Genomic DNA, 25109 nt, shown 5'->3' with positions numbered 1-25109 from the left:
TTTTATGCAGATTATTTTTAATTGCAAAAAAAATGCAAATTTTTCAAAATTTTCTGCAAATATTTCGAAAGTATTACTACTTTTGTTTCACATTAAATTTACTTATGATTACAGCAAAGAAAGCAAGTTCGGTAAGCTGATTAATTCACTTGTGTTGTAATTGTAAAGATCTTATCTTTATATGAGATTGATAATTAAGTGATTAGTTAAATTTTGGAAATGAAATTGTTAGGCGAGAACTGAAATATGTTTTTTAGGAAATCAGAAAGATTTTAAAAGAGATCTATTGGTTCGAAAATCCTTTCATGCAATTAAAATTTATAAAAATTAAAAAAAAAATATATCATGTTAAAAAGTAAAATCGACAAAGCAACAGGATTCGAAAAAAGATTCGAAAACATCAATACGGTTGTTTTTGAAAATTCTTCTGAAGCGTCAAAAGCAGTTGCGCAGGAAATTGCAGCCTTAATTCAATCAAAACAAAAAGAAAATCAGCCTTGTATTTTAGGATTGGCAACAGGTTCTTCTCCAAAAGGATTATACGCTGAATTAGTGCGTTTGCATAAAGAAGAAGGTTTGAGTTTCAAGAACGTAATCAGTTTCAATTTGGATGAATATTATCCGATGGAACCAAATTCGATCAATAGTTACGTTCGTTTTATGAAAGAATTATTGTTCGATCACGTCGATATTTTACCTGAAAACGCTCACGTTCCGGACGGACTTTTGACAAAAGAACAAATTGCAGATTATTGTCATGATTATGAAGCTAAAATTGAAGCTTTGGGCGGAATCGATTTGCAGATTTTAGGAATTGGAGGAAACGGACACATTGGTTTCAACGAATCAGGTTCGCTTCAAAACTCAAAAACTCGTTTAGTGGCGCTGGACCATATTACAAGAGTTGCGGCAAGTAAGGATTTCTTTGGATTGAGCAACACGCCAAGAACTGCGATTACGCTTGGAGTAAAGAAAATTATGGAAGCCAAACAAGTTATTTTGATGGCTTGGGGTGAAGGAAAATCAAATATTGTAAAAAAATCAGTTGAAGATGAAGTTACGAATAGAGTGCCAGCTTCATTTTTGCAGGAACATAATAATGCTGTTTTTATTTTAGATAAAGAAGCATCTTCAAAATTAACCAGAATTAATAAACCGTGGCTGGTAGAAAAAGTAATCTGGACAGATAAGTTAATTCGTAAAGCAGTTTTAGGATTGGCTCTTCAGCTTAAAAAACCAATTTTAATGCTGACTGATGCTGATTACATCGAAAACGGTATGAGTGATTTATTGGCAGATTCAGGTCCGGCGTACGATATCAACATCAAAATTTTTAATAAATTACAAAATACAATCACAGGCTGGCCAGGAGGAAAACCAAATGCTGATGATGCGAACAGACCAGAAAGAGCTGAGCCGGCTAAAAAACGTGTATTGATTTTCAGTCCGCACCCGGATGATGATATTATCAGTATGGGAGGGACATTTATGCGTTTGCAGGAGCAGGGACATGAAGTGCATGTCGCTTACCAAACTTCTGGAAATATTGCTGTTGCAGATGATGAAGCGTTGCGTTTTGCAAGATTCGTAATTGATTACAACGAGAAATTCGGAATCAAAAGTGCTGAGGCAGATAATATTTACAAAAAAGCGCAAACATTTTTAGAGAATAAAAAGAATAGTGAAATTGATATTCCGGAAGTTCGTTATATAAAAGGATTAATCCGAAAAGGGGAGGCGAGAGCTACGAGTAATTTTGTTGGTTTAACAGATGATCAGATTCACTTCATGGAATTGCCATTTTATGAAACGGGAACAATCGAGAAAAAACCACTTGGAAAGGAAGATATTCAATTGACAATGGATTTAATAGAAAAAATCAAACCACACCAAATTTACGCTGCAGGAGATTTAGCAGATCCGCATGGAACGCACAAAGTATGTCTGGATGCTATTTTTGAAGCTGTAAAAGCGTTAAAACCAAAATCTTTTATGGATGACTGCTGGTTGTGGTTATACCGTGGTGCTTGGCAGGAATGGGGAATTGATGAAGTAGAAATGGCGGTACCAATGAGTCCGGATCAGGTATTGGCAAAACGTCACGGAATTTTCAAGCACCAATCTCAAAAAGATGGTGTTGTTTTTCAGGGAACTGATGCCAGAGAATTTTGGCAAAGAGCCGAAGACCGAAATGCTGAAACGGCTGCTTTGTACCAACAATTAGGTTTGGCAACTTATGCGGCTATGGAAGCTTTCGTGAGATGGCATTACTAAAAAAAAGTTGCTAAGGTTCTGAGGAGCTAAGATTCTAAGGTTTAAAAAGTTTAGCAGCGCTGTAAATTGTTTTAAATGATTTCTGTCACTTAAAAAAAAATAATCTGTGTAAATCTTCTAATCTGTGGCAAAAGAATAAAAATAATAATAGCTTTGTAGCATTAAGAAGCAAGAGGAGAGAATGAGTCTATATTCTTTCATCTTGCTTCTTTTTTCTTTTAAAAAAAATGGAACAAGACAAAAAACTTCTCATCAAATTAGCCCACACCAAAATGCCTTTCGGGAAATATGAAGGACGCTTTTTAATCGATTTACCTGAATATTATGTGGTTTGGTATCATAATAAAGGTTTTCCTAATGGAGAATTAGGGCAGCAATTAGCTCTCATTTACGAGTTAAAACTGAATGGTTTGGAGGAATTAATTCGGAATATTAAGAAGCAATATCCGAAGCCTTTAAAATAGTAAGAAAAACCTTTTTTTATCGATTTTTGTACCTATATTTGATTATGTAAATTATTATAATTCTAAAAAACAAATTGATGCCACAATTAAAGCTTTAAATTTTAAAGCTTTAATATAAAGTCATGTTTTTTAGAATTATTTTTTTTATGTCAAAACTTACCTCAATAGCAAGTATTACCTGTTGGTACGGAAAATTTCCGTGGTACTTACCTTATTTTTTGCATTCTTGCTCTTTTAATCCAACCGTCGATTTCTACATTATTACAGATAATCAAACTAGAATTGATAATAAACCAGATAATGTAAAAATTATATACAAAACACTTAATGAGATTAAAGCAGTAGCTTCTCAAAAACTTGGTTTTACAGTAAATATTGATTATCCTTATAAATTATGTGATTTTAAACCAGCCTATGGTTTTTTGTTTCCTGAAATTATATCGGGTTATGATTTTTGGGGAATTGGAGATATAGATATTGTTTACGGGTCTATCCGGAATTTTATGACCGAAGATATTTTAAATAATTATGATGTAATAAGTAGTCGTCATGATTATATCACTGGCTCTTTTTGTTTATTTAGAAATAATGATTATGTCAATCAATTATTCATGAAAAGCAAAGATTATAAAATGGTTTTCAGTAATCCTATCCACTTTTGTTTTGATGAATGTAATTTTCTTTTTGAAAAACTGAAAATAGGATTATCAATTTTAGATATTAAAAACGCTATAGAAAGTATGACTTATGTAGTGAAGAAAGAAGAAAAAAAATTTCAGCTCAGAGCTTTTTTTGATTTTATAATTGTGGAAGGTTTGCCCGGTAATATTGAATGGAATAAAGGAAGAATGGTGTACAAAGAAATGTATGAAGTCATGTTTTATCATTTAATTCAATTTAAAACTTCTTGCTCAAATCGTAAAATATTAAACCCTATACCAAATAAATTTTATTTTACTAAAACAGCAATTATGAAGAAATTGACATAATTGTAAGTTATTAAATATGTATTTTATTTTAATTGTAATATTTTATTTATATATTTGGAGGTACAATTTTTAAAATCATAATACTATGAAAATTAAAAAAATGAGTTTTGCAGATATTGAAGATACAATGTGCAAAGAAGAAATGAAAAGTATAATGGGAGGTTCAGGAATGGTTGGTAGTGGTGGTAGCTTCCTTGGAGGCTCATTAGAATATGGAGGAACAAATCCACGTGGTTTTGATACTAATTATTGGGCAAGTTCTGCCGGATGGGCTCCAAATAATTTTGACAACTCTTGGGGTTCGTCTCCTAGTGGTGCAGTTGGAGGTTCAAATCCGAATAATTATACAAACGGATGGGTTCAAACTAGTAATGGAATATCTACAAATTCACCAGAGTTTATTAATCGTTTTTCTGATTTTTTAAAAAAAAGTAATGGGTTATCTACTAATGAGCAAATAAGTTCTTTTATAAATAATGAGGGAACACCTTCAGGTCAAAGGCAAAATAGTATGATATTATATGGTACTCCAGATTTGCCGGGTACGATTCTGAATAACGTTACAGTTGCCAATAATTATAAAGCACCAAGTACATTACCTAAAGGAGTGTCTTACAATAACGGTATTTTAGGGTTTAGTAACTACGGTGAAGAACCTGTTAATTTTTTTGCTGATGGTAAGAATAGATTTAATGGAGTAGCCGATTCGAGGTCTTACACGATTGGAGATGGTAAATTTACTTTATTTGGTCATGGAGCACCAGGCTTTATATTGGATGAAAAACATAGCGTTGGTATTAGAAATGCAACAGATTTTGATAAATATATGGAATTGATGAATAGTAATTGGACGAATGCAAAAGATAAAAATGGTACAATTCTATCTTTATGGTCTTGTCAGTCTGGTACAGTTTCTCAAAATAATCTATCCATAGCTCAAATGATTTCATTAGCGCACCCAAATATTACAGTAACAGGAGCTGATGGTTTTGTTAATTATGGAGAAAAAGATGGATTATATAGAATCACTGGAATTGATACAGTCATGGATTCGGGAAAGAATGATGGTGCTATAGTGGCTTATAAGAATGGTGTTGAAGTTTATAGAAGGCAATATTAATCTAAATAAAAAATCATGAAACCTTATATTCTTTTGTTAAGCTGTCTGTTTTTGTCTTGTCATAAAAAAGATAGTCTAGAAACTATTAAATTGACAAATTCGGCAAGTTATTTTAGGGAAAAGTTATACAATAAAAAGTTAATGGATAGCTTAGATAATCTTGCCTTGAATCATGGTGATACGCTTGCGTATTATGAATTAAAAAGTATTTATTATGTTGGGGAACAAAAACTTACAGGTTTTTTATATCATGCTATGGTAATGTCTAATAAATATAGTTATAAGAAAGCTTCATTTGATGTTTATGATATTTTAACTTCCAATAATGAAATTTTAGATGATAAAACAAGAAAAATGGCGAATGAATATTTATTAAAAAGTAAAAAATAATGCAATAGTGCATCAACTTCTAGAAGCAATGCAATCTGGTGGAGTCGCCGCAGCAAATACAATAATGGAAAATTCATATCTAAATAAAGGAGATGGCGGCGTTCAAGATCGTAGATATTTTGAAGCACAGGCGTTTATTTATGGGCGATTATTAACTCCTGAACAAGCAAATGCAGAATTAGTTAGCTTAGGATTAAAATAAAAAAAAATGAAGAAAATTACAGTTATTTCGATTGCATTTAATTTAGTGTTGTTAAGTCTTAGTATATTACTTTATTGTAGATTTTACGAATTAAAAAAAGAAATGGTTATTAGTAAAAATAATTTGCAAGTTGAGAAAAAAGAAATAAAATTAAATATTAGTGACCCTAGTTATATTTATAATTCTAAAAAATTTTCATGTGATTCTTCTGCAAATTCAACTTATGAATCTAATATGTGTATTGGGGAAAAATTAGAATTTGCGGATAGTTTATTAACTAATGTTTTAAAAAGTAAATTTATTTTATTAGATAAATACATTAAGATTGATAAAGAAGTAATTGTAAAAGATAAAGGAAATACATTTTTTACAAATGCGCTAAAAATTAATATTGCTAAAAAAGAAAATCTTATCAAGTCTCAAAGACTATGGGAGCAGATGAGAGTATTGAATTCGGAAAATGTGAAATTAGGATGCGATGGAGCAACAGGATGTGCAGGTATTATTGGTAAAGCTGAAATAAAATATGTTTTAGAACGGATTGAAAAGATAAGAGATATCAAGGGTAATAATTAATTTTTGTCTAAATATAATGTTAGATATTTTAAACAAGGCACTTTGTTAGTTCAAATGGAAGTTCTGGAGGTCATAGTATTGATGCTATGATCACATCACTTGTAATAAATCAAAGCCAATAGTTACATGAAGAAAAAGATATTGTTAATATTGATAATCGTTATTTTGAACTCTTGCGGTAAATGCATAGAAACAAATTTGACTGCTGGTGAAAAAGAATGGTTTTCTGTTTATGAAAAGGGACAGAATATTATTTTTAAAAGTAATTTGAATCATTTGGATACTATTGTAGTTACTGAAAAATTAAGGCAACATAATAATAGCGATTGCAATTATTATGGAATTGGCCCTATGCAGCCTGAAATAATGTTTATTACTCTCACTTCTAAAATATGCCACAATGAACCATATTGTACAGGGGAAATATTTATTAGTAAAGATGAAGTAGATAAAATTTTCGTTCCAGGTTTTAGTCTTTTTGGTTTATATTCTACTAGTGAAAATTCTTTACCAAAAGAAACATGGGTTATGTTAACTACAACTAAAAAAAATATACATACGTATATCTTTTTGAAGATGGTATAAATGCAAAAAATTCAGGAAATAACTATATGGTATCTTTTTATTGGGACAAAAATGAAGGGTTGATTCGTTATTATACAAGTGATGGCGAAGTGTTTGAGTTGTTAAAAAAAGAATGAAAACAAAACAAATGTTAAAGATGCTAAAAATAAAAAGAATACTGCTTCCATTTTTCTTAGTACTAATTTCTCTTAATGCTGTTGGTCAGGATCAAAGTAATAAATCATCGGCTGGAGGACCCGCAACGGCACATGAACTGATAGGTTATTGGAAAATGATTGCGTTACCAAATCCTAAGGTGAATAAGGTAAATCCTTGGCCACAAAATTATCAGTGGTTTGAGTTTACAAAAGATGGAAAAATAAATTCAATGATGAGTTTGGAGAACAAGGAATATTCAATACAAGAATTGCATACCGTTTTTGAGGTTTTTCCAAAAAAGAGAGTGCCTAATTATAAAGTTAATGGATCTTTTGTAACAATCGATAACCCTGAAAACAAAAATTATCTGGAAATATGGGGAACAAATATTTTTGCAAAAGATATAGAAGGTATTGCAAAAAAAGGAGACTTGATGATGACACTCGATGACGGCACTCAAACCGGAAAGGTTGTTTATTATAGGCTGTTAAGAAGGGTAAAATGATTTCTATGAGAAAAATCGCAACTATTTCAATTATAGCAAACGTGTTATTATTGGTTTCTGTTACTGTATTATTTAAGAAATATTCTAGTATAAAGAATAAAAATGTTTCTAAAAAAAAAGTGATAGTAGTGAAAAATGAGAACATAGATTCTGTTATTTATAAAACGGATCCAATCTACATTTTTAAATCACAAAAATTTCCTTGTGATTCAGGATACGCAAGTTATGAAACAAATATTTGTATGGGTGAAAAATTACATTTTGCAGATAATTTGCTAAATAAACTCGTAGTATATAATTTAAAAGAATTTGATTATAGAATAAATCAAGATAAGGATGGGGTTTTAAAGGCTGAGGAAAATAGTTATTTTGTAAAATCTTTAAAAAGCGCTATTGCTTCAAAAGAAAACTTCATTAAAACTCAAAAAAAATGGGAAGAACTTCGAACATTAAAATCTGAATCTGTCAGATTAGGATGTGAAGGTGGTACAGGTTGCTCAGGTATTGTCAGCAGTGCAGAAATAAAAGAAGTTTTAAAAAGAATGCAAGAGATTAAGTAAAGAAAAAGCAAATGTTCAATTTTCCCCATGAGTTTCAGCTTGATGCTAAAGATTGCGGTCCATCTTGCATAAAAATAATCGCAAAATATTACGGCAGGTTTTATAGCCTGCCTTTTTTACGCGATTTATGCGGTATAACACGCGAAGGTGTGAGCTTTTTAGATCTCAGTGATGCCTGCGAAAAAATAAGTCTTCGCACCAAAAGCATTAAGATAGATTTTAATAGTTTAAAAGCTATTCCGTTGCCGTGTATTGTGCATTGGCAAGGTGATCATTTTATAGTAGTTTATAAAATAAGTAATAAGCAGGTTTTTGTTTCTGATCCGGCAAAAGGATTGATGAAATACTCATTTGAATATTTTCAGAATGGCTGGCTAAACGAATCTAAAATAGGTGCCGTTTTAGCTATTGAACCAATGGCTGATTTTAAACAGCGTTCTATAAATGATAAATTAGAACGTCGTAAAACTTTCGAAAATTTCTTCGGTTATTTTACACCTTACAAAAAGAGTTTTGTAAACTTGTTTATAGTGATGCTTTTGGTAACACTTGTGCAGGCATTTTTACCCTTTATTTCAAAGTCAGTTATTGATGTTGGTATTCAAACAAATGATTTAGATTTTATCGACCTTGTTTTAATTGCTAACATTACAATCATCGTGAGCATTTTACTAAGTAATATGATTCGGGATTGGATTTTACTGCATCTTACTTCAAGAATCAATATTTCATTAATTTCAGATTATCTCATTAAATTAATGAAGCTGCCCATTACTTTTTTTGAAAATAAACTCATTGGGGATATTTTGCAACGAGCCCAGGATCATGAGCGTATTCGTGATTTTATCATGAACAATTCGCTCAATTTTATATTCTCGATTTTAACCTTTTTCATTTTTGGAATCATCCTGTTTATTTATAGCCCAATTCTGTGTTTAATTTATGTAATTGGAAGCGCATTATTTGTTGGCTGGGTGCTGTTTTTCCTTCAATTTAGAAAGAAATTAGATTGGGAATATTTTGATATTCATACAAAAAATCAAAGTTATTGGGTCGAGACAATTGGTAGTATTCAGGATATAAAAATTAATAACTACGAAAAGCAAAAAAGATGGAAATGGGAAGAATTGCAAGTGCAGCTTTTTAAAATTGACCAAAAAATACTCCGCATAACTAATGCTCAAAATCTTGGAGCGCAATTTATTAATCAATTAACCAATTTGGTGATTACATTTTATTGCGCCAAAGCAGTAATAAAAGGTGATATAACATTTGGAGTAATGATTTCAACCCAATTTATAATCGGAATGTTAAATGGTCCAATTATGCAGTTTATCTCTTTTGTGCAATCGGCTCAATATGCAAAAATAAGTTTTTTAAGACTTAACGAAATACATGAATTAGAAGAGGAAGAAGAAAATGAGGTAAATAATAGTATAAAGTTACCAGAAGATAAAAGCTTGTTTTTAAAGAATGTCAGTTTTCAATATAGCCGTAATGGAGATTATATTTTAAGTAATATTTCACTAATGATTCCCGAGGGAAAAGTAACAGCAATTGTTGGAGATAGCGGAAGTGGAAAAACCACTTTATTGAAACTTATTTTAAGATTATATAAGCCTACACATGGGGAATTATCTATGGGGAATTTGAATATTCAAAATATTAACCTAAAGCAATGGAGAGAAAGTTGTGGTGCTGTGATGCAGGACGGTAAAATCTTTAGTGATACAATTCAGAATAACATTGTTCTTGATGATGAAAATATAGACTATGAAAGGTTGAAAAAGGCAGTCACCGCTGCTAATATTGCCGCTGAAATTGAAGCAATGCCAAAAGGATATCAAACCATGATGGGAGAAAACGGAAGAGGTTTAAGTGGCGGGCAAAAACAACGAGTACTTATAGCAAGAGCTTTATATAAAGATCCTGATTACTTGTTTTTTGACGAAGCAACAAATTCTTTAGATGTTATAAATGAACAAAAAATTGTAATGGCGCTGGAAGATATTTTTAAAAATAAAACAGTAATAGTTGTGGCGCATAGATTGAGTACTATTCGTAAAGTAGATCAAATTATAGTACTTAAAAATGGATTTATTACAGAAATTGGAAATCATGATATGTTGATGACAAGGGAAAATGGACATTATTATCAATTAGTAAAAACACAAATAGGAGATACTGTAAATGGGTAATAAAGGATTTCATAAAACATTAAACGAAAACAGAACAGAGGAGGTTGCATCTATAATTGAAAAAATGCCGACTAAATTTGGTACTACAATCAGTTCAGTTGCTATAGGATTAGTTTTGCTATTGCTTTTATTTGGATGGTTAATAAAATATCCATCAATTTTAACAGGGCAAATTGTTATTAATACACGACAGGCACCTGTAAAATTAGTAGCTTTAACATCAGGGAATATTATATTATTAAAGAATAAATCTGGAGAAACTGTAAAAACAGGAGAATATGTTGCTTATATAAAAAATGAAGCAGATTTAAATGATATTCAATTGTTAGAGAATATGCTCCATAAGATTGATATTCATAAAGTAAATTATAAAGATCATCGCCATTTGTTTTATGAAAATTTGTCATTGGGAGAAATTAATAATAAATACTTTAATTATTTAAACTCTCTTTATCAATATCTTGATTACACTGTTCAACAGCCATTTGAAGCTCAAAAACAAATAAATCAAAAGTTGCTCGAATTGCAAATTAATAAGTTTACTCAATTAAAAAATGATTATCAAAATCAAAAAATAAAATATAAAACTTCTAAAAGTCTATTCGCAAAAGATTCAACCTTGTACGCTAAAAATGTTACATCTAAAGCTGATATAGAACATTCTGTCATTGCAAAAGCAAATAGCGAACTGGATTATAATGCCATAGATAAAGAAATTAGTAATACAAGTTACCAGATAAACGAAGCACAGAATAAAAATCAGATTATTGCGATTGAAAAAGCAACAAAAGAAAGAGAATTAATCATAAATATGTTTAATAGTTATTATGATTTACTTGATGCTATTAAGAAGTGGGAACGTACATACGTTTTTGTGTCTCCAATAAATGGCAAAGTTGATTACCTGAATTTCATTAAAAATAATGATTATATACAATCGGGACAAGAGTTGTTTAAAATAATCCCTAATAATAATCAGATTATTGGACAGGTAAACTTGCCGGAAAATGGTGCTGGAAAAGTTAAAATCGGTCAGGATGTAATTATAAAACTTAATAATTATCCGTACAACGAATATGGTTCCATAAAAGGAAAAGTAAAAAGAATTTCATTAGCCACAAATGAACAAACGCTTTCAAACAATCAAAATAAAATTAATTCATACCTTGTAGATATTGATTTACCTGCCGGTTTAAAAACCAATTATGGAGTAGAATTAAATTTTCATGCTGAAGCAAAAGGAACTGCCGAAATTATTACAGAAGACAGAAGATTGATTGAACGCTTTTTTGATAATTTGAGATATAAAGTACAATAATATCCTGAAAAAGCTTTTAATTTTAGAAGCCTTTAAAATAGTAAGAAAAACCTTTTGCTATTTCATTTTTTTTAATTATGTTTGATACATACAATATTATAATTCCTTAAAATAAATTGATACCACAGAATTCGAGCCTGAATTTATAAATGTGTACAAGTCAGTATTTTGAAATTATAATAGATATAAAAAATATTATAATTTTTAAAAACAAATTGGCACCACAGAATTCAAGACTGAATTTGTAAATGTGTACAAGTCGATGTTTTAAAATTATAATATTTTTTTTGGTCAAAATTTATCTCCTAAGAATAAATATTTAGCTTGTCGAACCAAAAGAAATCTTCTTGTTTCTCATTTATCTTTTTTACTTAACTATAATTTGAAAGGTCATTTTTATCCTCCGAATTAAAGACATTCTTCAAAAAAATCTCTAATTAAAAGTTAAAATTATCGATTACAAAACCAACTAATCGATCTATTTAAAAATTTGCAAATTATCTCATTCTCTTATTGACAAATTATCTAATTAAATTTGTACTTTTGCCAAGTTTTTTACACAACTACAACAAACAACAACAGAATGAATCAAACAAAATATATTTTTGTTACAGGCGGTGTGACTTCTTCGTTAGGAAAAGGAATTATCGCGGCATCTTTAGCAAAATTGTTACAAGGAAGAGGATACCGAACAACTATTCAAAAATTTGACCCGTATATAAATGTAGACCCGGGAACATTAAATCCGTACGAACATGGAGAATGTTATGTAACAGATGATGGTGCTGAAACGGATTTAGATTTAGGTCACTACGAGCGTTTTCTTAACGTTCCTACTTCTCAGGCCAATAACGTTACTACAGGAAGAGTTTATCTTTCAGTTATTGAGAAAGAAAGAAGAGGGGAATTTTTAGGGAAAACAGTTCAGGTTGTTCCTCATATTACAAATGAAATCAAAGACAGAATGCAATTGCTGGGTAAATCTGGCGATTACGATATTGTAATTACTGAAATTGGTGGAACTGTTGGTGATATTGAGTCTTTACCTTATATTGAGTCTGTTCGTCAGTTAGTTTGGGAATTGGGAGAAAATAACGGAATTGTTATTCATTTGACATTAGTTCCTTATTTGGCTGCTGCAGGAGAGTTGAAAACGAAACCTACACAGCACTCCGTAAAAACGTTGATGGAAAGCGGTATCAAAGCCGATATTTTAGTTTGTAGAACTGAGCATGAACTCTCAGACGAATTGCGCAATAAATTAGCATTATTTTGTAATGTAAAAAGAGAGGCAGTTATTCAATCGATCGATGCTTCAACAATATATGAAGTTCCAAATTTAATGCTTGAAGAAGGATTAGATGTTGTGGCTTTGAAAAAATTAGATTTGCCTAAAAAAGCAGCACCAGATTTAAAAAACTGGAATACTTTTTTACGCAGATTAAAAAATCCAAAACATACCGTAAATATTGGTTTGATTGGAAAATATGTAGAAATGCAGGATTGTTACAAATCTATTTTAGAGGCGTTTATTCATGCTGGAGCTTCAAATGAAACTAAGGTTAACGTAATTTCGATACATTCAGAACATATTAATTGTGATAATGTAGAAGAGAAATTAGGACCTCTTGACGGAGTTTTAGTTGCGCCTGGTTTTGGTGAAAGAGGTATTGAAGGAAAAATAGAAGCCGTTCGTTTTGCACGTGAGAATAATATTCCGTTTTTCGGAATTTGTTTGGGAATGCAAATGTCAGTTATCGAATATTCAAGAAATATTTTAGGTTATGCTGAAGCGAATTCTACAGAGATGAATGATAAGACAAAACATCCTGTGGTGAATTTGATGGAAGAGCAAAAAACAATTACAGACAAAGGTGGAACAATGCGTCTTGGAGCTTGGAAATGTGATATCAAACCAAACTCATTGGCACATAAAATCTACGGTCAAAAAACTATTTCGGAGCGTCACCGTCACCGTTATGAGTATAATAACACTTATAAAGATGAATTACAAAAAGCAGGTTTAATTGCTTCCGGAGTGAATCCTGATACTGGTTTAGTTGAAATCGTGGAGCTGGAAAACCATCCATTTTTCATTGGAGTACAATACCATCCTGAATACAAAAGTACGGTTGCAAATCCGCACCCGATCTTCGTAAACTTTGTGGCTGCTGCAGTTAATGCGCATAAAAAATAATAATTAAATTCTAAAGGTTGTAACGTTTGAGTCAAACTCATACTAATAACCTTTAACGAGTAACTTTTTTAAATTAATAATGGAAGAAAAAAAATTTGACCTTAATTCAATCATTGGTTTTGTATTGATATTTGGAATTTTGATTTGGATAATGTATCAAAATCAGCCTTCAGATAAGGAAATTGCTGCTGAAAAAGCCAAGAAAGAATTAGTTGCTAAGCAAGAAGCTCAAGCTCAAGCTGATAAAACCAAAACAGCTGTTTTACCTGTTGTTGCTGCAACACCTGGTGATACGGTTCAATTGGCAAACTTGCAAAAAACTTTAGGTGGTTTTGCTTATTCAGCTACACTTCCTTCTGCAAAAGAAGGTTTTACAACTATTGAAAACGAAAAGATGATACTAAAAATCGCCAATAAAGGTGGTTACATAGTTGAAGCTAAATTAAAAGAATTCAAAAGGTTAGAGAAAAATTCTGGGCAATTAGTAGAATTGATTAAAGACAATAATTCTAGTTTAAATATTCAGTTACAAACGACTGATAACAGAACTTTAAATTCTAAAGATTTATATTTTGAACCAACGTTAACTAAAAATGGATCGGATCAAATTCTGACTATGCGTTTGAAAGCTGGTGCAAACGAATTTTTAGAATATAAATATATCTTAAAAGCAAATGACTATTTAGTTGTTTTTGATGTTCGTTCTCAAGGATTGAATAAAGTTTTAAATTCTTCTAAACCATTAGATTTACAATGGGATTTGAAAAGTTATAGAAATGAGAAAAGCGTTTCTATTGAAAAACGTTATGCTCAGTTAGAATATGAATATGGCGATGAAAAATACAGTTCAGTAAGTCTTGGTGTAGGAAAAGAAGATACTCCGGAAAAAGTAAGTTATATAGCTTTTAAACAACACTTTTTTACTGCAATTTTATCTACAGATAAAGCATTTGAAAAATCTAAATTACAATCTGACGATTTAGTTAAAGATGAAAAATTAGATACTACCTATATAAAACAATTTAGAGCAACTGTTCCTTTAGCTTTTACAAATGGAGAAGTTGATTATAAGATGAGCTGGTATTTTGGGCCATCTGATTATAAAGTGTTAAAATCATACGATAAAAACTTCGAAAAAATTATTCCACTAGGATGGGGAATTTTCGGATGGATTAACAAATGGATTTTTATCCCATTGTTTGGATTCTTAAGTTCAACAATCGGATTATCCTTGGGTATTGCGATTATTATTTTTACGATTATCATCAAAGTGGCAATGTCGCCAATTACCTATAAGTCATTCTTGTCTCAGGCTAAAATGAAAGTTTTACGTCCGGATATTACAGAGTTGGGAGAAAAATACAAAAAAGACCCAATGAAGAAACAACAGGAAACAATGAAGTTGTACAACAAAGCAGGAGTAAACCCAATGGCAGGATGTATTCCGGCATTGATTCAGCTTCCGTTTATGTATGCGTCATTCCAGTTCTTTCCGTCTGCTTTTGAATTAAGACAAAAAGGATTTTTATGGGCAGACGATTTATCATCTTTTGACTCGGTTGTTAAATTACCATTCAATATTCCAGTATATGGAGATCATATTAGTTTGTTCCCAATTTTGGCAGCAGTTGCGATTTTCTTCTACATGAAGATGACATCTGGAGATCAGCAAATGGCAGCTCCTCAGCAAGAAGGTATGCCGGATATGGCAAAAATGATGAAAATCATGATTTATATTTCGCCATTAATGATGTTACTTTTCTTCAATAATTATGGTGCTGGTTTGAGTTTGTATAACTTTATTTCAAACTTAATTACAATCGGAATTATGTTTGTCATCAAAAATTATATTGTTGACAGTGAAAAAATTCATGCTCAGATTCAGGAGAATAAATTAAAAGAGCCTAAAAAACAAAGTAATTTTCAACAACGTCTTCAGGAAGTTATGGAACAGCAGGAAGCTGCAAAAACTCAAAATAAAAAGAAATAAGTAATACTTATAAACACAAAAAAGCCGTCTTTAGACGGCTTTTTTGTGTTTAAAACTTAGGTAATAAAACTTTATCTATTACATGAATAATTCCGTTTGAGCATTGGACATCAGTAGCGGTTATATTACTTATTCTGTTGCTTGCATCAGTGATTTTTGCTCCTCCGGTTAGTCCAATTGTAAAATTTTGGCCAGCAAAAGTACTTACGACTTGTCCGTTTGTTAATGCGTTCGATTGTACATTTGCTCCGGCAACAACGTGATATTTTAAAGTTGTCTCTAAAACATTAGCAGGGATAGCAGCAAGTCCAGAAAATCCAGTTTCCGTTAAGAAGCTTGTAAAAGCTGCATTAGTAGGTGCAAAAACTGTAAATGGCGAACTGGCTGTACCGGATAATATTCCGGCAAATCCAGATGCAGGATTGTATGTCAAAGCAGCAACTAACGTGCTAAAGTTTTTATTGGCTATAGCATGATTTACAATAGTTGGTAATCCAATAACACCATCAACTACATGAATAATTCCGTTTGAAGCTTCAATATCAGCAGTCGTAACTGTTGCTCCACCATTTGTTTTTCCGCCATTAATATCAACACCAGTACCTTTTTCAAGATACATACTTATGGTATTTGAAGTCGAAGCACTTCCCTTTGCTAAAGTCTTTACATAGCCCGTTGCAATTTCTGCCGATTTTACTTTTGTACTTAAGACATGATTTAATAATATTTCTTTTAAAGCAGGAACGGGAACGGCATTTAAATCGGCATAACCTTTTGCTGTTAAAAAAGCACTAAATGCAGTATTAGTGGGTGCAAATACGGTATAAGAACCGGAAGAATTCAGTGTGCTGGCCAGGTCTGCTTTTTCAAGAGCGGCGACTAAAGAGCTGAGATTCGGATTTGCTTTCGCAATAGAGACGATTGTTTGAGGTTGTTGAGATGAATCATCATCATCATTGTTACATGAAATACTGACGAAAGCAATTAACGCTAATAACGCAATTAATTTAATTTTGATTGTTTTCATAATATTGATTTTTTTAGTTTGTGAAGCTAATTTACTTATTTTGTTTAACAATTTGCATAAAATATTAAACAAATATTTATTTTAATATTAATTTAACTTTCTTGTTTAAGTGATTTAAGTTATTGATTTATAGTTATTTGTATTGTTTATGAGGTTTTTTTAAAATTCTGTATATGTAATTTTTACTTGAAAAGTTAAACAGATTTTAAATTTTAATTTTGATAAAAAAAAATGAAATTAATGTTGAAAGGGTCATACTTTTGTATAATACTAAAAAGTAATTTTTACTGTTATATAGAAAAACGAGTTATGAAAAATTTTTGGATTTTATTTTTAATAAGCGCTGCTGCTTTTTCACAAGATGTCAATAAACTAGATTCAAACGGAAAAAAAGACGGGGTCTGGAAAGGAACTTACGAAGTATCAAAACGTCCGCGTTATGAAGGAACTTTTAGTCATGGAAAAGAAACTGGACTTTTTAAGTTTTTTGATGATACAAAAAAAGGAGATGTTGTGGCAACTCGTGATTTTACAGCTAGCGACGGAAGTTCGTATACCATTTTTTACGATCAGAATAAGAACAAGGTAAGTGAAGGAAAAGAAGTTGGAAAAGTACGTGAAGGCGAATGGAAATACTATCATAAAGCTTCTACGGTTGTAATGACACTTGAAAATTATAAAAAAGGTAAATTAGAAGGTTTAAGAAGTGTTTTTTACCCAAATGCAAAAATCGCTGAAGAAATAACATACAAGAATGGGTTAAAAGAAGGAATTTATAAGAAATATGGACAAAATGGAATTCTTTTAGAACAGACTACTTATAAAAATAATGAATATAACGGAGATGCTGTTTTTTATGATTCAGATGGAGTTGCTGCATCTAAGGGGAAATTCTTAAACGGCAAAAAAGTAGGAATTTGGCAGTTTTACTTAAAAGGAAAATTGACTAAAGAAGTAAATATGAGCAATCCAAAAAGTAATTATCAGGCCGATTCAAAACCTAAAATGCAATAATATTTCTCATTGATACTGTTTATAACAGGGTATTTTTTGCCACAAGTTCAGGAATTTATTAAGCAATAATAAAATTCGTGAATTTGTGGCAATCTTTTTTTAAATTTGATTTGCTAATACTTTGATTAAATGGATATAAACGAACTTTCTTTAAGATTTTTATTATTGTTTTTTTCAATTTTAGTTTTGTATTTTTTCTCCAATAGAAAGGATAATGAAACGATCAATCCATTAATGGTAATTGTTGGACTTTGTACTTTTTCACTTTGTTATTTATTTACAAAAATTGAGATTGGGATTGGGATTGGTTTCGGATTATTTGCAATTTTCTCCATTTTGAGATTTAGGACACAGTCTTTCACTGTAAATGCGATTATTTTTCTCTTTGCAACGATTACACTTTCTATTTTAGATATAATGTACCCATATGAAAAAATAGAAGTGCTACTCTTCTTTCAGGTCATCATTATCGGATTTTACATTTTTGCTTCTATTTTAGTCAACAAAAAAGCTTCAAAATATTTGAATATTGTTGATGTGAAAATTCCTTTAGAAGGTGATTTTTCCTTGGATAATCAGAGGATTAGAAAATTAATTCAACAAAAAATAAATGTTGAAGATTTTGATTTTAAAATTATTCTGATCAACACGGTTTCTAACGAAATTGATTTGCAGGTCTTCTATTAGATTATTCATTAAAAGGTCTGACTTGTTTGATGTATAAATCCCTGTTTTCGCCCACAATTTTAAACTCAATATCTACAGGATTTAATCTGTTTTTTTTCCAATAGCGATTCATTTGGCTTTCAATTTTTTGACTGACAAAATTGAGTCTGATCATTTCTTTTCTGCTTAACAAAGGTTCATTGTTGTTTAAATTGGAATTGGATGTATAATCAACATTAAAATCTTCATCAGCTGTTTTTTCAGGCATTAGATAATAAGCTGTGAATTGTTCGCATATTTCTCCTTTTTCAGGTTTAACGACAGAGTTTTCTCCTTTTTGAATATTAACGGTAATGCCAGGGAATTTTTTCCTGAAGATATTTTGCGTAATAATAACACCATTCGCTAATTCATCCGTAAAAGAGCGATGCACTAAAACTCCCATCGCAATAGTGCGTTGATCAATTCCAAAGAGTTCCCGTTCGTTATACGAACCTTCATTCCAGACACTTGCCCAAACCTGTTTAATCGCTTTTTCAAATGTTTTTGTGCTATCGCCTAAAATTCCGGTTTTTGAATCATATAATCCGGCACCATTAAAATCATCTAAATCTTCAGCATTGGTTGAAGACCTGAATCTAAAATTTTTGAAAGCAGCATTTTTAAAAGTTTGATTTAGATTTTCTATTAATTCAGGATTAATAGGTTCTTTTTTAATAGCCTCACGAATTTTTTTTAATTGCTGATTGATCCAAACTGTCGAATCTTTATGAGGATAAGCTAAAAGTTCATTTATTAAAGGTGAAATTGATTTCTTCTGAATGTGCTCCGTGTAAAAATAAAAAGGAATTGCATGCGGCGCTTCCGGAGTTTTAAATGGGGTATCTTTTTCGATATCCTTTGAAATCGCTATCAGATACGCCAAATTTTGCGCTTTAGAACCAATAGAATTTATGCCTTTTTTCGGTATCGAATTCAAATCTACCAAATCTGTAATACTATTATCAATAATTAATTGCTTCTTTTTTGAAACGGTTTTTTCGTTTATCTTTTTTGTAGTTTCTTTAATGTAAAAAGTGTCAATTTCAATTTTTAATTCTACTTTCTTCGAAATTAATCTTTTGATATTGTTATCTTTAAAAACAGTTGTGTACGCCATAATCGGAATTTTTCTATTCTTGCCCAAAAGCACTAAATGGCTTAAAGGTGTCTGAAGTTCATTCACAATAATTCCTCTAACATCAGGTAGAATATCAGGCGTTCCATCCAAAATTATAATCTCATCAGCGTTTGGTTTCGTTGTTTCTAAATCCTTAATTTTATACTGTTTTAAGATTCCGACATTGCTTCCTGAAACGACTTCCTGATACGAGATATCATTAAAAATATAATCTGATTTGACACATGGAATTTTAAATTTATTTTGTTGAAACCATTCCATTTTTTCTGGATTATTCAAATAGAATTTTAAATCAGGTCCAATAAAACTTGACTTCAAAACTAAATTGTAAAAGTTTTCAATTACTGGTACAGGCATACGATCTGAAGCTGCTAATTCAAAAATCCACTTTTCAGTTCCTTTGATATGATTCAGATTTCCCAGTAAATAATCCCGATTTTTTTCAGTATTACTATAATTTTCGCTGTTAAAGATTTCTACTTCCTTGTCATATCCTAAATAGCTCGTTACAAAATCATAATGATGTGCAATCAGACTGCTGTTGAAATAATACATTTTTTGCTTTTTCAGATCGTAAACAATTTTTACCGATTCGATATTTGAGAATTTATCTGATAAAGGTTTGCCTTTAAATGCTTTGTAAGCTTCATAATTAGGCAAAGAAGCATTGAATCTTTGTGCGCTCAAAGAAATTATAGCGAAGAAAAAAACGAGGCTTAATATAAATTTCGGCATGACAATTTTATTGATGATTAAAAGTAATTAAAAAAAACGATAGGTTTTGTCTACTGCGGAATTATATAAACTAATCGAAACTGCCAAAATTATCTAGAATTTGACTTACCTTTGCACCCTTGTAAAAATATAAACGATTTAGAATGAAACGTGTAGTAGTTGGACTTTCTGGTGGAGTAGATTCTAGTGTTGCGGCTTATTTATTGCAGCAGCAAGGATACGAAGTTATTGGCCTTTTTATGAAAAACTGGCATGATGACTCGGTTACTATTTCTAACGAATGCCCGTGGTTAGAGGATAGTAATGATGCTTTATTAGTGGCTGAAAAACTCGGAATACCGTTTCAAACTGTTGATTTAAGTGAAGAATACAAAGAAAAAATCGTTGATTATATGTTCAACGAATACGAAAAAGGACGAACTCCAAATCCTGATGTGCTTTGTAATCGTGAAATCAAATTTGATGTTTTCATGAAAATTGCTTTAAGTCTTGGAGCTGATTATGTTGCAACAGGACATTATTGCCAAAAAAATGAAATTGAAGTTGATGGAAAGCCTGTTTATCAATTAATTGCCGGTGCTGATAATAATAAAGACCAGTCGTATTTTTTATGCCAATTGTCTCAGGAACAATTATCAAAATCATTATTTCCAATTGGTGCTTTAACCAAACCGGAAGTGCGTGAAATAGCTGCCGAAATGGATTTGGTAACGGCTGAAAAGAAAGATTCTCAAGGATTATGTTTCATCGGGAAAGTACGTTTGCCTGAATTTTTGCAACAAAAACTGCAGCCAAAAGACGGTAAAATTGTTCAGATTGATAAAAATGATCCGATCTACAATATCGAAAAACCAGTTGGTTTATCATTAGAAGAGGAATTAAAATTAGAAGCTCAAAAGCTTAATTATCTTCCAACAATGGGAAAATTAGTTGGTAAACATCAGGGGGCTCATTATTTTACTATCGGACAAAGAAAAGGTTTGAACGTAGGTGGAACAACAGATCCTTTGTTTATTATTGCTACAGATGTTGAAACTAACACAATCTATACAGGTTTAACAAGTCAGCATCCTGGTTTATTTAGGAAAGCTTTGTTTATCGAAAAATCTGAAGTTCATTGGATTCGTACAGATTTAACTTTGAAAGTTGGTGAAACAATGGAAGTAATGGCAAGAATTCGTTATCGTCAGCCTTTGCAGAAAGCGACCTTACACCAGTTTGAAGATGGAATGTACGTCCGTTTTGATGAGCCACAATCTGCTATTACTGAAGGTCAGTTTGTAGCTTGGTATTTCGATAATGAATTAGTTGGTTCGGGAGTAATTTCATAGCTTTATACTTTTTTACGGAGGTTTTGCCTTTAATAAAAAGTAACTATGAAGTACTATTTCGTGTTTCTTTTACTGCTATTTTCTTCTGTGGCCTTTTCGCAAGAAGATGCATGGGTTTATTTTAAAGATAAACCAAGTGCTCAAACTTTTCTGGATACTCCCGCTAAAATGCTTTCTCAGCGATCTTTAGATCGCAGAACGAACCAGAATATTGCTTTAAGTTTTTCGGATGCCCCAGTTGAAAAAAGCTATTACAGTCAGGTGAAATTTAGCACCGGAATCACTATAATGGCGCAGTCGAAATGGCTGAATGCACTTCATATTCGAGGAACTCAAACCAATATTTTAGCACTTCAATCATTGTCATTTGTAGATAAAATTGTCTTCGCTAATAAAGCTTTAAATACAACCGCTAAAAAGGTCAATCAGAATAGCATTGCACAAACAAAAGATAAGCTGAAAACGACGATTGATTATGCCTATGGAAATTCAGCAGGACAAATTCAAATGCTTAACGGACAGGTTTTACATCAGAATAATTACACAGGTTCCGGAAAAATTATAGCTGTTTTAGATGCAGGTTTTCCAGGTGTAAATACAGCTCTGCCTTTTCAGAATCTAATAGCAAATAACCAAATTTTAGGTGGTTACGATTTTGTAAACAGAAACCCTAATTTCTATACCGGTGACGATCACGGGACTTTAGTATTATCAACAATGGGAGGTTATAAGGAAAACGCTTTAGTAGGAACTGCTCCGAGCGCTTCTTATTATCTGTTTATTACAGAAAATGATGCCTCTGAAAATCCTGTTGAAGAATCTCTTTGGGTTGAAGCTGCTGAAAAATCCGATAGTTTAGGGGTTGATATTATTACAACTTCTTTGGGTTATTTTACATATGATAATTCGAATTATAGTCATACTTATAGCGATATGAACGGAACTACAAATTTCATTTCGCAAGGTGCAGAAATTGCCTTTAGTAAAGGAATAATCGTGGTGGCGGCTGCAGGAAATGAAGGTACAACAGTAGAACCTCATATTGGCGGTCCTGCCGATGCCGTTTCGGTGATTACAGTCGGCGCGGTCAATTCTTCGAAAGTAAAATCTGGTTTTAGTTCCATTGGTCCGAGTTTCGACAATCGTATAAAGCCTGATGTTATGGCTCAGGGAACTGCTGCTGTAGTCTCAGATATTTCTGGAAATATTGGTACTGCAAACGGAACATCATTTTCATGTCCGATTATGGCTGGAATGATTGCGTGTTTATGGCAGGCGTTTCCAACAAAAACTAATAAAGAAATACGCCAAATGATTCTTCAATCATCCGATAAATATTCAAATCCAAATAATAATTATGGCTACGGAATTCCCAATTTCGGATCTGCTTTAGGAATTGAAAATTTTCAGGTTTCAAGCTTTTTTTCAGCGTTTCCGAATCCGACAAAAACAACTATTTCATTTTTATTTCCAGAGGAAAATTATAACGCATCAGTTTCAATTTATTCTATTTTAGGACAAAAATTAATTGAAAAACAAATTACAAATCAAAATCCAATTCTTTCTGTCGAGGCTTTAAATAGCGGACTTTATTTCTATACTTTTGATGCCGAAGGTTTGCATAGAACAGGAAAGATAATCAAACAATAGCCCTTTTTAAATGAATAAAATTACCCAACTTTTCAATATTAAATATCCAATTATTCAAGGCGGAATGATCTGGAACAGCGGTTATAAATTAGCTTCTGCTGTGAGCAATTCTGGAGGTTTAGGTTTAATTGGAGCTGGTTCTATGTACCCTGAAGTTTTAAGGGAGCACATTCAAAAATGCAAAAAAGCAACAGATAAGCCTTTTGGTGTCAACATTCCGATGTTATACCCGAACATTGAAGAAATCATGAATATAGTGGTTGAAGAAGGTGTGAAAATTGTGTTTACTTCGGCAGGAAATCCTAAAACATGGACATCTTTTTTAAAATCAAAAGGAATAACCGTTGTACATGTAGTGAGCAGTAGTATTTTTGCTTTAAAAGCACAAGAAGCGGGTGTAGATGCCATTGTCGCCGAAGGCTTTGAGGCCGGCGGGCACAACGGTCGTGATGAAACCACAACATTGACTCTGATTCCGATGGTGAAAGAAAAAATTCAGATTCCGATTATCGCTGCAGGTGGAATTGCAACAGGAAGAGGAATGCTGGCTGCAATGATTTTAGGTGCCGACGGAGTTCAGGTTGGAAGCCGTTTTGCCGCTTCAGTTGAATCTTCTGCACACAATAATTTCAAGGAAACGATAGTTAAAGTAAAAGAGGGTGATACACAATTGACATTAAAAGAATTAGCCCCAGTTCGTTTGATTAAAAATAAGTTTTATCAGGATGTTCTGGAATTATACGAAAAATGTCCTTCAAAAGAAGATTTGATACAGCTTTTAGGCAGAGCCAGAGCCAAAAGAGGAATGTTTGAAGGCGATCTTGATGAAGGTGAACTCGAAATTGGACAAATCGCAGGATTGATTCATGAAATTCTCCCAGTTGAACAAATTATTCAACAAATGATAGCCGAATTTGAAGCTGCATGCTCAGAAAAGGCTAAATTTGAGTTTTAATTAGCCCCAAGAACCTACAATATGAATTCTATACGCACTTATATATTTTTACTTTTTTTAGGATTTGGTCTGCAACAGGTCCAAAGCCAGTCATATCAATTTAAAACATCAGGATTTAGTGTTTTAGAGAAAAATGAAAGAGGAAAGTGGGGAGAGTGGTCCAATCTTGATTTAGTCAATTTATCAGTAATCCTGGATACTAACAAACATAGAATTGTGGTGTATTCGCAGGAAATTCAGCTTTTTAATATTTTAAATTATATTGAACGTGAAGAGAACGATACTGATATAGTCTATTCTTTCATGTGCAAAGACAACGACGGAAAAGAGTGTAAGCTTTCAATTATTACGCGCAAAAAACAAGAATTTCGTAAACAACTTTACATTAATTATGATGATCATATTATCGTTTATAATATTTTTACTGTTTAATTGATTTCAAATAGATAAAACATAAAAAACCCGACAGGTTGTTATTAAACTTGTCGGGTTTGTTGTAAAAAAAACTTAGAATCTCAGCCCCTTAGTAACTGAGCACCTTTTCTAAGAATCAATATCCTTAATAAATTCATCATATTCTAAATAGAACATTTCCAAAGCATTCATTTTTTCGAAAAAGAAATCAAAAATAGTGTCCCAATTATTTCGGTTACTAAAACCCACACCTTGTATTTCGACCCAAATTCGGCTGATGGTTTTGCCGCTTTCTAAAGTGTAGTTTTTCTCATAAACCAAATCAGAAACAAATTCTTCTTCCAGAATATTTTTTAAAGCTTCAATTTTTTCAAAATAGGCATTTCGTTTTTCATCACTTCGATGTTCGATATCAATTAGAACCTGAGCTTTTTTATTATCCACATAAAATTTAAAAGAAAAATCTTTGATTTTAGTATCGTAAAGTACCCATTTTCGTGGATATTTTTCGGCAAAAGCTACCCAAAATTCCCTTTTTATCTTCTGTGATTCTTCTCTGCTGTACATTTTTATGGCTTTGGTTTTAGAAAACTTGTACGAACGCATTTTCTAGACTATATTTATATATTAT

23 protein-coding genes are annotated in these 25109 nt (G+C 31.7%); 20 read left to right on the top strand and 3 right to left on the bottom strand.

Features of this window, described 5'->3' with window-relative positions; genetic code table 11:
• Positions 1 to 345 precede the first annotated feature (345 nt).
• The 14 genes from nagB to yidC all read left to right on the top strand — a co-directional run bounded on the left by nagB (position 346) and on the right by yidC (position 15506).
• On the top strand, positions 346 to 2274 hold the full coding sequence (gene nagB / locus J2X17_RS07705) for a glucosamine-6-phosphate deaminase (RefSeq protein WP_310296251.1): 1929 nt from the start codon (positions 346 to 348) through the stop codon (positions 2272 to 2274).
• Positions 2275 to 2501: 227 nt separating this feature from the next.
• Entirely contained in the window at positions 2502 to 2738 is a 237-nt protein-coding gene (locus tag J2X17_RS07700; RefSeq protein WP_310296249.1) for a DUF3820 family protein, read from the top strand.
• Between the two features lie 146 nt (positions 2739 to 2884).
• Positions 2885 to 3727, top strand: a complete 843-nt coding sequence (locus tag J2X17_RS07695) for a DUF6625 family protein (RefSeq protein WP_310296247.1) — start codon at positions 2885 to 2887, stop codon at positions 3725 to 3727.
• A gap of 100 nt (positions 3728 to 3827) precedes the next feature.
• Positions 3828 to 4847 (top strand): hypothetical protein, encoded by a 1020-nt coding sequence (locus J2X17_RS07690; RefSeq protein ID WP_310296245.1) that lies wholly within the window; start codon positions 3828 to 3830, stop codon positions 4845 to 4847.
• A gap of 15 nt (positions 4848 to 4862) precedes the next feature.
• Positions 4863 to 5237 (top strand): hypothetical protein, encoded by a 375-nt coding sequence (locus tag J2X17_RS07685; RefSeq protein ID WP_310296243.1) that lies wholly within the window; start codon positions 4863 to 4865, stop codon positions 5235 to 5237.
• Positions 5238 to 5244: 7 nt separating this feature from the next.
• Entirely contained in the window at positions 5245 to 5439 is a 195-nt protein-coding gene (locus J2X17_RS07680; protein ID WP_310296241.1) for a hypothetical protein, read from the top strand.
• 6 nt (positions 5440 to 5445) lie between these two features.
• Positions 5446 to 6015 carry a hypothetical protein gene (locus J2X17_RS07675; RefSeq protein ID WP_310296239.1) on the top strand — a complete coding sequence of 190 codons (570 nt, stop codon included), beginning with the start codon at positions 5446 to 5448 and terminating at the stop codon, positions 6013 to 6015.
• A gap of 126 nt (positions 6016 to 6141) precedes the next feature.
• Positions 6142 to 6600: a hypothetical protein gene (locus J2X17_RS07670; protein ID WP_310296237.1), complete on the top strand. Its 459-nt coding sequence runs from the start codon at positions 6142 to 6144 to the stop codon at positions 6598 to 6600.
• Between the two features lie 112 nt (positions 6601 to 6712).
• The gene (locus J2X17_RS07665; RefSeq protein WP_310296236.1) at positions 6713 to 7243 is read left to right on the top strand and encodes a hypothetical protein; all 531 of its coding nucleotides are present in this window, start codon (positions 6713 to 6715) and stop codon (positions 7241 to 7243) included.
• A 5-nt stretch (positions 7244 to 7248) separates the two neighbouring features.
• Positions 7249 to 7803 (top strand): lysozyme inhibitor LprI family protein, encoded by a 555-nt coding sequence (locus tag J2X17_RS07660; protein WP_310296234.1) that lies wholly within the window; start codon positions 7249 to 7251, stop codon positions 7801 to 7803.
• Positions 7804 to 7814: 11 nt separating this feature from the next.
• Complete coding sequence (locus J2X17_RS07655) at positions 7815 to 10001, top strand: peptidase domain-containing ABC transporter (protein ID WP_310296232.1); 2187 nt, start codon at positions 7815 to 7817, stop codon at positions 9999 to 10001.
• Complete coding sequence (locus J2X17_RS07650; protein ID WP_310296230.1) at positions 9994 to 11319, top strand: HlyD family secretion protein; 1326 nt, start codon at positions 9994 to 9996, stop codon at positions 11317 to 11319. Before J2X17_RS07655 ends, J2X17_RS07650 begins: the two co-directional genes overlap by 8 nt.
• 583 nt (positions 11320 to 11902) lie before the next feature.
• On the top strand, positions 11903 to 13516 hold the full coding sequence (locus J2X17_RS07645) for a CTP synthase (protein ID WP_310296228.1): 1614 nt from the start codon (positions 11903 to 11905) through the stop codon (positions 13514 to 13516).
• 79 nt (positions 13517 to 13595) lie between these two features.
• Positions 13596 to 15506 (top strand): membrane protein insertase YidC, encoded by a 1911-nt coding sequence (yidC, locus tag J2X17_RS07640; RefSeq protein WP_310296226.1) that lies wholly within the window; start codon positions 13596 to 13598, stop codon positions 15504 to 15506.
• 49 nt (positions 15507 to 15555) lie between these two features.
• Here yidC and J2X17_RS07635 read toward each other — a convergent pair whose 3' ends face one another.
• Positions 15556 to 16533: a fasciclin domain-containing protein gene (locus J2X17_RS07635; protein WP_310296225.1), complete on the bottom strand. Its 978-nt coding sequence runs from the start codon at positions 16531 to 16533 to the stop codon at positions 15556 to 15558.
• Positions 16534 to 16842: 309 nt separating this feature from the next.
• On the opposite strand from J2X17_RS07635, the gene J2X17_RS07630 reads away from it, so the two are divergent.
• Both J2X17_RS07630 and J2X17_RS07625 read left to right on the top strand, forming a co-directional pair.
• On the top strand, positions 16843 to 17547 hold the full coding sequence (locus J2X17_RS07630; protein WP_310296223.1) for a toxin-antitoxin system YwqK family antitoxin: 705 nt from the start codon (positions 16843 to 16845) through the stop codon (positions 17545 to 17547).
• Positions 17548 to 17676: 129 nt separating this feature from the next.
• The gene (locus J2X17_RS07625; RefSeq protein ID WP_310296222.1) at positions 17677 to 18234 is read left to right on the top strand and encodes a DUF4956 domain-containing protein; all 558 of its coding nucleotides are present in this window, start codon (positions 17677 to 17679) and stop codon (positions 18232 to 18234) included.
• A 1-nt stretch (position 18235) separates the two neighbouring features.
• Here the strand turns inward: J2X17_RS07625 and J2X17_RS07620 are convergent, their stop codons facing one another.
• Complete coding sequence (locus tag J2X17_RS07620; RefSeq protein ID WP_310296220.1) at positions 18236 to 20128, bottom strand: PEP/pyruvate-binding domain-containing protein; 1893 nt, start codon at positions 20126 to 20128, stop codon at positions 18236 to 18238.
• A 143-nt stretch (positions 20129 to 20271) separates the two neighbouring features.
• On the opposite strand from J2X17_RS07620, the gene mnmA reads away from it, so the two are divergent.
• From mnmA to J2X17_RS07600, 4 genes are read left to right on the top strand one after another with little or no spacing between them, the layout of a single operon-like run.
• The gene (gene mnmA, locus J2X17_RS07615) at positions 20272 to 21459 is read left to right on the top strand and encodes a tRNA 2-thiouridine(34) synthase MnmA (protein ID WP_310296219.1); all 1188 of its coding nucleotides are present in this window, start codon (positions 20272 to 20274) and stop codon (positions 21457 to 21459) included.
• Positions 21460 to 21504: 45 nt separating this feature from the next.
• Positions 21505 to 23109 (top strand): S8 family serine peptidase, encoded by a 1605-nt coding sequence (locus tag J2X17_RS07610; RefSeq protein WP_310296217.1) that lies wholly within the window; start codon positions 21505 to 21507, stop codon positions 23107 to 23109.
• Between the two features lie 10 nt (positions 23110 to 23119).
• Entirely contained in the window at positions 23120 to 24064 is a 945-nt protein-coding gene (locus J2X17_RS07605; RefSeq protein WP_310296215.1) for an NAD(P)H-dependent flavin oxidoreductase, read from the top strand.
• A gap of 21 nt (positions 24065 to 24085) precedes the next feature.
• The gene (locus J2X17_RS07600) at positions 24086 to 24496 is read left to right on the top strand and encodes a hypothetical protein (protein WP_310296213.1); all 411 of its coding nucleotides are present in this window, start codon (positions 24086 to 24088) and stop codon (positions 24494 to 24496) included.
• Positions 24497 to 24607: 111 nt separating this feature from the next.
• Here J2X17_RS07600 and J2X17_RS07595 read toward each other — a convergent pair whose 3' ends face one another.
• Complete coding sequence (locus tag J2X17_RS07595; RefSeq protein WP_310296212.1) at positions 24608 to 25045, bottom strand: DUF4268 domain-containing protein; 438 nt, start codon at positions 25043 to 25045, stop codon at positions 24608 to 24610.
• Positions 25046 to 25109 lie beyond the last annotated feature (64 nt).

Origin of the sequence: Flavobacterium aquidurense (assembly GCF_031458035.1) — a bacterium.
Classification (GTDB): Bacteria; Bacteroidota; Bacteroidia; order Flavobacteriales; family Flavobacteriaceae; genus Flavobacterium; species Flavobacterium aquidurense_C.
Note: the sequence above shows the minus strand (reverse complement) of the source record. Positions and strands in the feature narration are given on the sequence as shown.

Excerpts from the sequence above, each read along its gene's own strand:
- J2X17_RS07690 (WP_310296245.1), top strand. The coding sequence starts at position 3,828 with ATGAGTTTTGCAGATATTGAAGATACAATGTGCAAAGAAGAAATGAAA.
- J2X17_RS07695 (WP_310296247.1), top strand. The coding sequence starts at position 2,885 with ATGTCAAAACTTACCTCAATAGCAAGTATTACCTGTTGGTACGGAAAA.
- J2X17_RS07630 (WP_310296223.1), top strand. The coding sequence starts at position 16,843 with ATGAAAAATTTTTGGATTTTATTTTTAATAAGCGCTGCTGCTTTTTCA.
- J2X17_RS07685 (WP_310296243.1), top strand. The coding sequence starts at position 4,863 with ATGAAACCTTATATTCTTTTGTTAAGCTGTCTGTTTTTGTCTTGTCAT.
- mnmA (WP_310296219.1), top strand. The coding sequence starts at position 20,272 with ATGAAACGTGTAGTAGTTGGACTTTCTGGTGGAGTAGATTCTAGTGTT.
- nagB (WP_310296251.1), top strand. The coding sequence starts at position 346 with ATGTTAAAAAGTAAAATCGACAAAGCAACAGGATTCGAAAAAAGATTC.
- J2X17_RS07650 (WP_310296230.1), top strand. The coding sequence starts at position 9,994 with ATGGGTAATAAAGGATTTCATAAAACATTAAACGAAAACAGAACAGAG.
- J2X17_RS07605 (WP_310296215.1), top strand. The coding sequence starts at position 23,120 with ATGAATAAAATTACCCAACTTTTCAATATTAAATATCCAATTATTCAA.
- J2X17_RS07600 (WP_310296213.1), top strand. The coding sequence starts at position 24,086 with ATGAATTCTATACGCACTTATATATTTTTACTTTTTTTAGGATTTGGT.
- J2X17_RS07625 (WP_310296222.1), top strand. The coding sequence starts at position 17,677 with ATGGATATAAACGAACTTTCTTTAAGATTTTTATTATTGTTTTTTTCA.
- J2X17_RS07610 (WP_310296217.1), top strand. The coding sequence starts at position 21,505 with ATGAAGTACTATTTCGTGTTTCTTTTACTGCTATTTTCTTCTGTGGCC.
- J2X17_RS07595 (WP_310296212.1), bottom strand. The coding sequence starts at position 25,045 with ATGTACAGCAGAGAAGAATCACAGAAGATAAAAAGGGAATTTTGGGTA.
- J2X17_RS07645 (WP_310296228.1), top strand. The coding sequence starts at position 11,903 with ATGAATCAAACAAAATATATTTTTGTTACAGGCGGTGTGACTTCTTCG.
- yidC (WP_310296226.1), top strand. The coding sequence starts at position 13,596 with ATGGAAGAAAAAAAATTTGACCTTAATTCAATCATTGGTTTTGTATTG.
- J2X17_RS07655 (WP_310296232.1), top strand. The coding sequence starts at position 7,815 with ATGTTCAATTTTCCCCATGAGTTTCAGCTTGATGCTAAAGATTGCGGT.
- J2X17_RS07660 (WP_310296234.1), top strand. The coding sequence starts at position 7,249 with ATGAGAAAAATCGCAACTATTTCAATTATAGCAAACGTGTTATTATTG.
- J2X17_RS07635 (WP_310296225.1), bottom strand. The coding sequence starts at position 16,533 with ATGAAAACAATCAAAATTAAATTAATTGCGTTATTAGCGTTAATTGCT.
- J2X17_RS07665 (WP_310296236.1), top strand. The coding sequence starts at position 6,713 with ATGAAAACAAAACAAATGTTAAAGATGCTAAAAATAAAAAGAATACTG.
- J2X17_RS07620 (WP_310296220.1), bottom strand. The coding sequence starts at position 20,128 with ATGCCGAAATTTATATTAAGCCTCGTTTTTTTCTTCGCTATAATTTCT.
- J2X17_RS07675 (WP_310296239.1), top strand. The coding sequence starts at position 5,446 with ATGAAGAAAATTACAGTTATTTCGATTGCATTTAATTTAGTGTTGTTA.
- J2X17_RS07670 (WP_310296237.1), top strand. The coding sequence starts at position 6,142 with ATGAAGAAAAAGATATTGTTAATATTGATAATCGTTATTTTGAACTCT.
- J2X17_RS07700 (WP_310296249.1), top strand. The coding sequence starts at position 2,502 with ATGGAACAAGACAAAAAACTTCTCATCAAATTAGCCCACACCAAAATG.